Here is an 11992-nt window from a genome sequence, read left to right on the forward strand (position 1 = left end):
AAACTCCGGGGTTTCCATTGCCATGGGTTCCCCGATGCGCCATTCCGTGTTGATGCTGTCCATCGCCAGCGTGCTGCTCGCCGCCGGCTGCACCCCATCCGAAGCACCGGCACCGGCCACGCCGGGCGCGAGCACACCGGCGGCGGCAACCGCGGCCGCGGAAAAGATCATCGATGACCACTCCTATGCCGAGGCCGACAAGGTCCGCACCAAGGACCTGGCGCTGGATCTGGACATCGACTTCGCCAAGCACGAGCTGGCCGGCACCGCGACCTACACCCTGGAATGGCTTGACCAGAGTGCCACCCAGCTGGTGCTTGATACCCGCGACCTCAGCATCCAGAAGGCCGAAGGCGAGGCCGCCGATGGCCAGTGGCAACCGCTGGAGTTCGCCCTGGCGCCGACCGCAGACAAGGTGCTCGGCACCAAGCTGACCGTGCAGACCCCGCAGCGTCCGGGCAAGGTGCGCGTGACCTATCGCACCTCGCCGGAGGCCTCGGGGCTGCAGTGGCTGACCCCGGCGCAGACCGAAGGCAAGAAATCGCCGTTCATGTTCAGCCAGTCGCAGCAGATCCATGCGCGCAGCTGGGTGCCGCTGCAGGACACGCCGCAGATCCGCTTCACCTACTCGGCCACCGTGCGCGCCCCGCAAAATGTGATGGTGCTGATGAGCGCGGACAACGACCCGTATGCGGCGCGTGATGGCGAATACAGCTTCCGCATGCCGCAGCCGATTCCCTCCTACCTGCTCGCCATCGCCGCCGGCGACCTGGTGTTCAAGCCGATCAGCGCGCGCAGCGGCGTCTGGGCCGAGCCGGCGATGGTGGACAAGGCGGTGCGCGAGTTCGAGGACACCGAGAAGATGATCGAGGTGACCGAGAAGCTGTACGGCCCCTACCGCTGGGACCGCTACGACATGCTGGTGCTGCCGCCCTCCTTCCCCTATGGCGGCATGGAGAACCCGCGCCTGACCTTCGCCACGCCGACCGTGATCGTCGGCGACAAGTCGCTGGTGTCACTGATCGCGCATGAGCTGGCGCACAGCTGGTCGGGCAACCTGGTGACCTTCGCCACCGACCGTGATGCGTGGCTCAACGAAGGCTTCACCACCTACGTCCAGGGCCGCATCACCGAAGCGCTGTATGGCGAGGACGCCAAGGACATGGAGGACGTGATCGACCGTGACGAGCTGCGTCGCGAATACCAGACCCTGGACAAGAAGCTGCAGGTGATGGCGCTCAAGCCCGGCGAGCTGGGCGATCCGGACGGCTCGTCCTCGGCCACCGTCTACACCAAGGGCGCGTGGATGCTGCAGTGGCTGGAGCGCACCTTTGGCCGCGAGGTGTTCGATCCGTTCCTGAAGGGCTATTTCGACCACTTCGCCTTCCAGTCGATCACCACCGGGCAATTCCTCGATTACCTGAAGACGCATCTGATCGACAAGAATCCGGGCAAGGCGACCATGGAACAGGTCGAGCAATGGGTGTACGAGCCGGGCGTGCCCGACTTCGCGCCGCAGGTCAGCGCGCGCCCGTTCGGCGTGGTCACCACCGCACGCACCGCCTGGCTTGGCGATGGCACCATGCCGGCGCGGCAGTTGACCGATGCCTGGTCCACCCACGAGTGGGTGCATTTCCTCGAAGGCATGCCCGAGACGCTGGAGCACGAACAGCTCAAGCAGCTTGACGACGCGTTCGGTTTCACCGGCACCCCGAACGGCGAAATCGCCATGCGCTGGTATCCTCTGGCGGTGCGCAGCGGTTATGCCGAAGCCAATGACGAGATGGCGAAGTTCATCGAGCGCGTGGGCCGGCGCAAGCTGATCATGCCGATCTATGCCGAGCTGGTGAAGACGCCCGAGGGGCTGGCGCTGGCCAGGCAGGTGTATGCCCGCGCCAAGCCCGGCTACCACCCGATCACCAGTGGCTCGGTGGAATCGGTGATCGCCAGGGCCGAGGGCAAGTGATGCCGCGGGCGCGCGCCGTGACAAGGCGGGGAGCGGCGATGCCCGCCCTCGCCGGCATGCTGGCGACGGGCCTGCTGCTGGCGGCGTGCACCCCCGCCGAGGATCCGGAGGTGGTGGCCGCGCGCGAGGCCGAGGCACGCGAGGCCGCCGCCGCGCCGGCAAAGAAGACGCTGGACGAGGCGCTGGCCGAGGAGAAATGGGAGCTGGCCTACGCGCAGGCCGACCTGCTGCGCCGCGAGTACGCCGGAACCCGCGCCGCCGGCGAGGCCGAGGCCCGATTCGAGGAAATCGAGGGCAAGGCCAAGGCATTGCGTGCCGAGCGCCGGCTCAAGGGGCTGTGGGATTACCAGAGCAACCCTGCGGGCAAGGGCCAACAACACACCGCGGCGATCAATGCGCGCAAGCGCATCGAGCTCGATGGCGGGCGCACTCCGGTCAAGCTGATCTTCCGCGATCATCCCGAATGGGGACGCTCGAGCTACCTGGTGCTGGAGCGTGGCGACTTCAACTGCTACGCCGGCTGCACCCTGAAGCTGGACGTGGACGGCACCGCGCGCACCTTGCGCGGCTCGCGTCCGGACACCGACGAGGCCATCGCCATGTTCATCAAGGACGAAAAGGCGTTGTGGCGCATGTTCAAGTCCGCGCGCGAGGTCAGCATCGAGTTCCCGGTCAAGCCTTCCGGCACGCGCAGTGCGACCTTCGAGGTCGGCGGTATGGATCCCGCGCGCATGCCCGGCTGGAACTGAGCCGGCCTCGCTGTTGCCTCACCGCCCGGCGCCCGCAGCGGCGCCGGGGCGGACTCAAAGCGCGTAGCCGAACTGGCGCTGGAACTCGGCGGCGAACTCCTCGTGGGTGAAACGCTGGTTCTGCGTGCCGTGGCAGCTGATCTTCAGTGCGCCCATCAGGTTGCCGACGCGGCCGATGGTGGCCCAGTCCATGCCGCTTTGCAGGCCGTGGATCAGGCCGGCACGGAAGGCATCGCCGCAGCCGGTCGGATCGATCACCGCTTCTTCCTGCGCCGGCGGCACGTTGAGGCTGACGCCATCGTGGAAGATGTCGCAGCCGCGCGGGCCGCGGGTGATGATGAAGGCCTTGACCCGATTCGCGATCTCGCGCTCGTTCCAGCCGGTGCGCTCCTGCAGCAGGCTGGATTCGTAATCGTTGGTCACCACGTAATCGGCCAGGTTCACGAATTCGCGGAACTCCTCGCCATTGAACAGCGGCATCGCCTGGCCGGGATCGAAGATGAAGGGGATGCCGGCCTCGGCGAACTCGCGTGCGTTCTGCAGCATGCCCTCGCGCCCGTCCGGGGCGACGATGCCCAGCGTCACCCCTTCGGTGTCGCGCACGTGGTTGAGATGGCTCTGGCCCATCGCGCCGGGGTGGAAGGCGGTGATCTGGTTGTTGTCGTGATCGGTGGTGATGAAGGCCTGCGGCGTGTACGCATCGGACAGCTCGCGCACATAGGTCAGCGGGATGCCGAGCGCCTCGAAATGCGCGCGATAAGGGCCGAAATCCTGGCCCACGGTGGCCATCGGCAACGGCTTGCCGCCGAGCAGGTGCAGGTTGTAGGCGATGTTGCCGGCACAACCGCCGAACTCGCGGCGCATCCGCGGCACCAGGAAGGACACATTCAGGATGTGCACCTTGTCCGGCAGGATATGGTTCTTGAATTGGTCGGGGAAGACCATGATGGTGTCGTAGGCCAGGGACCCACAGATCAGGACGGACATCGCAGGTGCTCTCGGGAAACCGGGACAGGGTAGCCGCATGTGCCGGCGAAGGCCATGCCGCGGCCGCGCGGGAAGCGCCGGCGGCACGGTTTTTCGCTAGACTGGCGTGCTTCCCGAACCCTCCCCCCGACACGAGCGCCCCACCCGATGTTCAAGAAGCTGCGTGGCCTGTTCTCCAACGACCTCTCGATCGACCTCGGCACTGCCAACACGCTGATCTACGTGCGCGGCCAGGGCATCGTGCTCAACGAGCCCTCCGTGGTCACCGTGCGCCAGGACCGGGTCACCGGCGCGCCGCGCTCGGTGGCGGCGGTCGGCACCGATGCCAAGCAGATGCTGGGTCGCACCCCGGGCAACCTGACCACCATCCGACCGATGAAGGATGGCGTCATCGCCGACTTCACCTATACCGAGGAAATGCTCAAGTACTTCATCAAGAAAGTGCACAAGAGCCGTTTCCTCAAGCCCAGCCCACGGGTGCTGATCTGCGTGCCCAGCGGCTCGACCCAGGTCGAGCAGCGCGCGATCAAGGAGTCCGCGCTGGAGGCGGGTGCGCGCGACGTGTCGCTGATCGAGGAACCGATGGCAGCGGCCATCGGCGCCGGCCTGCCGGTGACCGACGCCTGCGGTTCGATGGTGATCGATGTCGGTGGCGGCACCACCGAGGTGGCGGTGATCGCACTCAACGGCATCGTGTATTCGTCCTCGATCCGTTCCGGTGGCGACCGCTTCGACGAAGCCATCATCAACTACGTGCGCCGCCACCACGGCATGCTGATCGGCGAAGCCACCGCCGAGCGCATCAAGGTGGAGATCGGTTGCGCCTATCCGCAGGAGGAAGTCCGCGATACCGAGATCTCGGGCCGCCACCTCGCCGAGGGCGTGCCCAAGGTGATCAGCATCAATTCCAGCGAGGTGCTCGAGGCGTTGCGTGAGCCGCTGTCGACCATCGTCGCCGGGGTCAAGCAGGCACTGGAGCAGACCCCGCCGGAACTGTCGGCCGACGTCGCCGAGCGCGGCATCGTGCTCACCGGTGGTGGCGCCCTGCTGCGCGATCTTGATCGCCTGCTGTCCGAGGAAACCGGCCTGCACGTGATGGTGGCCGATGATCCGCTGACCTGCGTGGCGCGTGGCGGCGGCAAGGCACTGGATCTGCTGGACAAGCACGGCAACGAGTTCTTCGCCAACGATTGATGCCGTGAGCCCGCGCCCGCGGTGGTGCAGCGGGACGGGCGGCCAGGGCAGGCCGCAGGCAGCGCCACACGCACCTTTTCCCTTCCAGCCGCGAGCCGTTCCAGATCGTGTCTTCCTACGCAGGCCCCGCCGCACCCCGCCCGCAGGACATCGCCGGCAGCCTGCGCCTGCTTGGTTATCTGGCGCTGTCCCTGCTGCTGCTGTTCCTCGATCATCGAGGTGGATGGCTGGAAAAGGCGCGCGATGTCGGCAACCTGGCGATGCAGCCGGTGTGGCAGGTGGCGGCATTGCCTTCGCGCCTGGGCGAAACCATGCGCAGCGATGCCGCCTTGCGTCGCCAACTGGCGCATGACAATCGTGTGTTGCGCAATGCGCTGCTGATTTCGGGTGCACGGGTGGCGCGACTGGAATCGGCGGCGGCGGAAAACGCCCGCCTGCGGGCCATGCTCGGCATGGTCGCGCAGGGTGGGGTGGACGTGCAGCTGGCGCCGATCCTCGACGTCGATCTCGACCCGACGCGGCAGCGCCTGCTGCTCGGCGCCGGCAGCCGACAGGGCGTGCATGCCGGACAGACCGTGCTCGATGCCGGCGGCGTGCTGGGCCAGGTGATCCACGTGCAGGCGAATACCGCCATCGTGTTGCTGCTGACCGATCCGGACCACGCGGTACCGGTGGAAGTGGCGCGCAACGGCGTGCGTCTGGTGGCCTACGGCCAGGGCGATGGCATCGCGCTCGGCAACATCCCGCGCAGCGCCGATGTACAGGTTGGCGACATCGTGCAGACCTCGGGCCTGGGCGGGCGTTTCCCGCCGGGTTTCAAGGTCGGCACGGTACAGGCGCTGCAGCCCGATGACAGCCGCGCCTTTCTCGTCGGTACCTTGACCCCCGCCGCAGCGCTTGACCGTGGCCGTGAAGTATTGCTGCTGCGCGAGATGCCGGCGCAGCCGTCGGTGGATTCCCCGGCGGATGGGGATGCAGCGCCCGCCGATGCCTCTGCCGCCGCCGAAGCCGGCGATGCGCCCGCGCCCGGGGATGCCCGATGAAGCGCATGCGCCATGGCCGCGCGTGGATCGTGGCCAGCGTTGTTCTTGCCATCGTGCTCACGCTGGTGCCGTTGCCGCCGCTGCTGGCGCCGCTGCGGCCGTACTGGCTGGCGCTGGTGGTGGCTTATTGGGTACTGGAGGCGCCCGAACGCGCCGGCCTTGGCCTTGCCTTCTTCTCCGGGCTTGTTGCCGACTTCGCGCATGGCGCGATGCTCGGCGAGCAGGCACTGCGGCTGGTGATCCTGGCCTTCATCCTTGATCGCTTCCGTACCCGCCTGCGTTTCTTCCCGCTGTGGCAACAATCGCTGGTGATGGCCGGGTTGCTGCTCAACGACCGCTTGGTGGCCGCCGCCATCCATGGCATGGCCGGGGCGCCGCAATGGCCGGCAGCGTATTGGCTGTCGCCGATCACCGGCGCGTTGCTGTGGGGGCCGGTGTTCATCGTGCTTGACGCGCTGCGCCGTCGGCGCGGGCGCGCCTGAGTCATGTGGGGGCAGCGCCGCCGTCTGGTCAAGAACCGGGCCCTGGAGGCCGAGCAGTTCCGCCGTCGTGCGTTCTTCGGTTTCGCGCTGGTTGCGTTGGCCCTGTTCGGCCTGGGTGGGTGGTACTTCCGCCTGCAGGTGCTGCAGCACGAGCAGTTCGCCGCGCAGGCCGAGGCCAACCGGGTCAAGCCGCGCCCGATCGTGCCCGGCCGCGGCCTGATCTACGATCGCAAGGGGCGCGTGCTGGCCGACAACGTGCCCGCGTTCCGCCTTGATGTGACGCCCGAGCGCGCGGGTGACCTGGACCAGCTGCTGGAGCGCCTCGGCGAGGTCATCGAGTTGTCCGAGGATGAGCGCGAGGCGTTTGCCGAGGCACGCAAGGGCGTGCGCCGGTTCCGCCCGATCCCGCTCAAGCTGCGTCTGAGCGATGAGGAAATCGCCCGCTTCGCGGTGGATCGCTGGCGCTTCCCCGGCGTCGAACTGGTGCCGTACTTCAGTCGCGTCTATCCCTATGGCGAGCTGTTCGCGCACGTGGTCGGCTATGTCGGTCGCGTCGATGCGCAGGATCGCGAGCGCCTCGACGAGAGCGCGGCGGCATTCAGCCACATCGGCAAGACCGGGCTCGAGCGCTATTACGAAGACCGCCTGCGCGGCGCGGTTGGCCATGAGCGCATCGAAACCAATTCCGATGGCCGCGCGCTGCGTGTGCTCGGCACCCAACCGGCCACCCCCGGCGCCGACCTGCAACTGTCGATCGACATCGATCTGCAGCGCGCGATGGTGGCGGCGTTCGGCGAGCTCGAAGGCACCGCGGTCGCGGTCGATCCGCGCAATGGAGAAATCCTCGCCCTGGTCAGCCTGCCCAGCTACGACCCCAACCTGTTCGTCAACGGCATTTCGCACGCCGACTACAAGGCGCTGAACGAGAATCCGTCGCGGCCGCAGTTCAACCGCGCGGTGCTCGGCGGGGTCGCGCCCGGCTCCACCATCAAGCCGATGGTGGCGCTGGCCGGCCTCGACAGCGGCCTGCGCCGACCCGAGGATCGGGTGCTGTCCACCGGCATGTTCCGCCTCGGCAATCAGCGCCGTGGTTATGGTGATGCCGCGCGTGGCGGCCATGGCTGGACCGACCTGTACAAATCCATCTACGCCTCGGTCAACACCTATTACTACCGGCTGGCGCTGGATCTGGGCATCGAGCGTTTCGACCATTACATGGATCTCTACGGCTTCGGCAAGCCGACCGGGGTCGATCTGTCGGGCGAAATCGGCGGCATTCTGCCGTCGCCGGAATGGAAGGCGAAGAACGCGCCGCAGCAGGGCCGCTGGTATCCCGGTGACACCGTGATCAGTGGCATCGGCCAAGGCTTCTGGAAAGTCACCCCGCTGCAACTGGTGCAGGCCACCGCCGCACTGGGCAATGGTGGCTGGTTGCGCAGTCCGCACCTGGTCAGCGCCGAGCGTCACGGGTTCGCCGCGCCCTGGCAGCCACTGCCGCAGCCTGCGCCGGTGCGCATCAGCAACAGCCCGGCGCACCTGGAAGCAGTGCGCCAGGGCATGATCGCCACCGTGCACGGGCCGGGTACCGCGACCAATATCCGCCACGGGCTGGAGTACCAGATCGCCAGCAAGACCGGTACCGCGCAAGTGGTCAGCCGGCGCGGCTCGGCTGCGGTCAACCCGCGCAGCCTGCCGATGCACCTGCGTCACCGCGCGCTGTTCATCGGTTATGCCCCCGCATTGGAGCCGACCATCGCGGTGGCGGTGGCGGTGGAGGGCGGTGGCTATGGCAGCGCCACCGCGGCACCGATCGCGCGCAAGATCCTGGATGCCTGGATCACCGGCAAGCTGCCGGACGGCGTGGACGCGGAGCCGGAGGCCGATGCCCGTGCCGGCGGCGTGTCGGTGGCCTCCGCCGGTGACCATGGCGGGGACGAGTCGCCAGCCACCGCGCCCGCCGCGCAGGACGGGACGCGATGAATCCGCTGCTGCGCTGGCTCACGAACGTGGTGGCGCGCATCCTGCGCAGCGTCGACCTGCCGCTGCTCGCCGCACTGGTCGGGTTGATGCTGGCCAGCCTGCTGGTGCTGCACAGTGCAGGTGGCGGCAGCACGCGGCTGATGCTGGCCCAGGGCGCGCGTTTCGCGGTGGGCATCGCGGCGATGTGGGGCATTTCCCGTTTCAGCCCGCCGACGCTGCGCGCGATCGCGCCGCATGCGTATTTCCTGTCCCTGCTGCCGCTGGTGGCGGTGCTGTTCGTCGGCACCGGTCGCCATGGCGGGCACTGGCTCAACCTTGGCGTGTTCTATTTCCAGCCGGCGGAACTGCTCAAGATCACGCTGCCGATGATGCTGGCCTGGCAGCTGGATCGCGCCGTGTTGCCGCCGCGCCTGCCCACGCTGCTCGCCGCCGGTGCGGCGATCGCGGTGCCGGTGGCGCTGATCCTGCTGCAGAAGGACTTCGGCACCGCCATGCTGGTGCTCGCCAGCGGCGTGTTCGCGCTGTTCCTGGTCGGGTTGTCATGGTGGTGGTTCGTTGCCGCCGCCGGCGCGGTGCTGGCACTGGCGCCGGTGGCCTGGTTCTGGCTGCTGAAGCCCTACCAGAAGGATCGCATCCTGATGTTCCTGGACCCGGAGAGCGACCCGCTGGGTGCAGGCTGGAACATCATCCAGTCGAAGATCGCGATCGGCTCCGGCGGCTGGTTCGGCAAGGGCTGGGGCCACGGCACGCAATCGCACCTGGATTACCTGCCCGAGCACACCACCGACTTCGCCTTCTCGGTGCTGTCCGAGGAGTTCGGCTGGGTCGGCGTGGTGGTGGTGCTGGCGCTGTACCTGGTGGTGATCGGGCGCTGCCTGTGGATCGCGGTGGAAGCGCGCGACGGCTTTTCGCGCATCATCGCCGGCACCCTCGGCCTGTCGCTGTTCGTCTACGTGCTGGTCAACGGCGCGATGATTTCCGGCCTGCTGCCGGTGGTCGGCGTGCCGATGCCGCTGATTTCCTATGGCGGCACCTCGGCGGTGGCGATCCTCGCCGGCATGGGCCTGGTGATGGCCGCCGGCAGCGACGCGCGGCGGCGAAAGTGACCCGGGAGATGCTGTCGCGACAGTGAATCCCGTCTCGTCGCTTTTTTGCTTGCGTGATAACCTGCGGCGATGATCCGACGCACACTCGCCCTCGCGCTTCCCCTCGCTCTGGCCGCCTGTGCCACCCACGCGCCACCGCCGCCTCCCGTCGGCAGTGAAGCCCCGCCGCCGAGCGAGACGCCGCCGCAAGGCGTGACCTTGCCGCCGCAGCCCGCCGAGCGTCCGCAGGCGCCGGCCTCGGTCACCGATCCGTCGATCCCGCGCGCGCAGCGCGAAGCCGCGTTCGTCGATTACACCGCGCACACCTATGGCGTCGAGCCGGCGTACATCCGTTCGATCCTGGCCCAAGCCAAGGCACAGCCGCGCATCGTCGAGATCATCTCGCGCCCGGCCGAGGCCGTGCGGCCGTGGAAGGACTACCGCCCGATCTTCCTCAACGAGAAGCGCATCAGCGGCGGTGCCGCGTTCTACCGCGAAAACCGCGCGGCACTGGAGCGCATCGCGGCCGAAACCGGGGTGCCGGCGGAGATGATCGTCGCCATCATCGGCGTGGAGACGCAGTACGGCGGCAACATGGGCAGCTACCGCGTGCTCGACGCGCTGTACACGCTGGCCTTCGACTTCCCGCGCCGCGCACCGTTCTTCGCCGGCGAGCTGGCGCAGCTGTTCGCGCTGGGCAAGGCCGAGCCGCAACTGGACATCACCGCGCTCAAAGGCAGCTATGCCGGTGCGATGGGCATGGGCCAGTTCATGCCGTCCAGCTACCGGTTGTGGGCGAAGGATGGCGATGGCGATGGCCGCCGCGACCTGCTCACGCACAAGCCGGACGTGTTCGCTTCCATCGCCAATTACTTCGTGGTGCACGGCTGGCAGCGTGGCGAGCCGGTGGTGGCGCGTGCGCAGAAGGATCCGGGCCGTGCAGAGTGGGTGCCGGACGATCTCGACCCGGTGCACACCTTGGCCGAGCTGCAGGCGCATGGCTATCGCCCCGTCGCCGGCGAGCCGCTGCGTGAAGGTGCCACCGTGCTCAATTTCGAGGGCGATGGCGGACGCGAATACTGGATAGCCTACGGCAACTTCTACGTCATCACCCGCTACAACCGCTCGCCGATGTATGCCCTGGCGGTGCACCAGCTGGCGCAGGCGATCCGCGCCCGGGCGGGAGGCTGAGGATGAGTCTGCGCCTGCCACTGCTGCTTGTGCTGGGGCTGCTGCTCAGTGCCTGCGCGGGCGCGCCGAAGAAGGCGCAGGCCCCGGCCGGCAAGCAGACGCAGCGGACGGAAGCCGGCCGCCAGGCGCCGCGACAGGCGCGGCGCACTTCGCCGTATGCGCCGGCGCAGGAAGACCCATCCAAGCGTGGTGATTACGCCGCCGGCGGTCTGTATGCACCGGGCGTCAAGGACACCGTGCCGGATTACATTCCCGACGTCGACGCGATCCCCGAGCCCGAAGTGGTGCACCTGCCGCGCTCGCGCTACGGCAACCGCTCGCCGTACCAGGTGCTGGGCAAGAGCTATACCGTGCTCGACGACCATGCCGGCTATGTCGAGCGTGGCCGTGCCTCGTACTACGGCAACAAGTTCCATGGCCGGCGCACCTCGAATCAGGAGGTGTACGACATGTATGCCTTCACCGCCGCGCATCGCAGCCTGCCGCTGCCGAGCTTCGCCCGCGTCACCAACCTGGAGAACGGCAAGTCGGTGATCGTGCGCGTCAATGACCGCGGCCCGTTCCATTCCGATCGCCTGATCGACCTCAGCTATGCCGCAGCGGTCAAACTCGGCTACCGCGAAAGCGGGACGGCCCAGGTGGAAGTGCGCGCCCTGCTGCCCGGCGAGGAAACCACACTCGACCGCGCGCTCGCCGCTGGTGCGGTAGCCGCCACGGCGCCGGCGCCAGCCACAGTGGCCATGAACACCACCGCCGCCACGGTCACGACTGCCTCCACGCCGCCGCCTGTGGCATCCACATCACCCGCGGATGCGACCGCGCCGGTGGCGCAAGGCGGAGATTACCGCTTCGACCTGCGCCGCGACGGGCGGGTGATGAGCGCCGATGAATTCGATGCGTGGATGCGCGAGCGTCAGGTGCGCATTGCCACCGGGGTGCCCGGCAAACCCGTGCCGCGCGCCGTTTCCACGGCGGCCACCACGACTGCCGCGCCGACGCCAGCACCGGCTGTGGCGGCTTCACGACCCCGTGCCACCGGTACCGGCGATGCGGGCGTGCAACTGCAAGTGGCGAGTTTCGCCAGCGCCGACAATGCGCAGCGTGCGCTGGCGCGCCTGCTGCAGGCCGGCGTGCCCGGTGCGCGTCTGCTCGACGCGGTGGTCGATGGCCGTCGCATCTGGCGCCTGCGCGTCGGCCCGCTGGCCGAGCAGGAAGCCTCGCCGCTGGCCCTGCGCATCGCCGGCCTCGGCTTCGGCGAGCCGGCGCGCGTGCGCGAATGACGCACGACCACGCCTGATTCATCCCCCTTTTTTCT

10 protein-coding genes are annotated in these 11992 nt (G+C 68.2%); 9 read left to right on the forward strand and 1 reads right to left on the reverse strand.

Going from position 1 to position 11992, the window contains the following annotated elements; translation table 11 throughout:
* Positions 1 to 34 precede the first annotated feature (34 nt).
* Positions 35 to 1966 carry a M1 family metallopeptidase gene (locus ACW11F_RS06585; protein WP_456996116.1) on the forward strand — a complete coding sequence of 644 codons (1932 nt, stop codon included), beginning with the start codon at positions 35 to 37 and terminating at the stop codon, positions 1964 to 1966.
* A gap of 38 nt (positions 1967 to 2004) precedes the next feature.
* Complete coding sequence (locus ACW11F_RS06590) at positions 2005 to 2715, forward strand: hypothetical protein (RefSeq protein ID WP_456996117.1); 711 nt, start codon at positions 2005 to 2007, stop codon at positions 2713 to 2715.
* 54 nt (positions 2716 to 2769) lie between these two features.
* Here ACW11F_RS06590 and ACW11F_RS06595 read toward each other — a convergent pair whose 3' ends face one another.
* Complete coding sequence (locus ACW11F_RS06595; RefSeq protein WP_456996118.1) at positions 2770 to 3702, reverse strand: carbohydrate kinase family protein; 933 nt, start codon at positions 3700 to 3702, stop codon at positions 2770 to 2772.
* 147 nt (positions 3703 to 3849) lie between these two features.
* On the opposite strand from ACW11F_RS06595, the gene ACW11F_RS06600 reads away from it, so the two are divergent.
* The 7 genes from ACW11F_RS06600 (at position 3850) to ACW11F_RS06630 (ending at position 11957) form a co-directional block, all read left to right on the forward strand.
* Entirely contained in the window at positions 3850 to 4896 is a 1047-nt protein-coding gene (locus tag ACW11F_RS06600; protein WP_456996119.1) for a rod shape-determining protein, read from the forward strand.
* 107 nt (positions 4897 to 5003) lie between these two features.
* Complete coding sequence (gene mreC / locus ACW11F_RS06605) at positions 5004 to 5939, forward strand: rod shape-determining protein MreC (protein ID WP_456996120.1); 936 nt, start codon at positions 5004 to 5006, stop codon at positions 5937 to 5939.
* Complete coding sequence (mreD, locus tag ACW11F_RS06610; protein WP_456996121.1) at positions 5936 to 6421, forward strand: rod shape-determining protein MreD; 486 nt, start codon at positions 5936 to 5938, stop codon at positions 6419 to 6421. The genes mreC and mreD overlap by 4 nt, the downstream gene beginning before the upstream one ends.
* Before the next feature lie 3 nt (positions 6422 to 6424).
* Positions 6425 to 8401, forward strand: coding sequence for a penicillin-binding protein 2 (mrdA, locus tag ACW11F_RS06615; protein ID WP_456996122.1), 1977 nt, complete (start codon positions 6425 to 6427; stop codon positions 8399 to 8401).
* A complete protein-coding gene (gene rodA, locus ACW11F_RS06620; RefSeq protein WP_456996123.1) occupies positions 8398 to 9507 on the forward strand; it encodes a rod shape-determining protein RodA in 1110 nt (369 codons plus the stop codon). The genes mrdA and rodA overlap by 4 nt, the downstream gene beginning before the upstream one ends.
* Positions 9508 to 9576: 69 nt before the next feature.
* Positions 9577 to 10677, forward strand: a complete 1101-nt coding sequence (mltB, locus tag ACW11F_RS06625; RefSeq protein WP_456996124.1) for a lytic murein transglycosylase B — start codon at positions 9577 to 9579, stop codon at positions 10675 to 10677.
* A 2-nt stretch (positions 10678 to 10679) separates the two neighbouring features.
* On the forward strand, positions 10680 to 11957 hold the full coding sequence (locus ACW11F_RS06630; protein WP_456996125.1) for a septal ring lytic transglycosylase RlpA family protein: 1278 nt from the start codon (positions 10680 to 10682) through the stop codon (positions 11955 to 11957).
* Positions 11958 to 11992: the final 35 nt, after the last annotated feature.

The organism is Luteimonas sp. e5 (genome assembly GCF_054031035.1).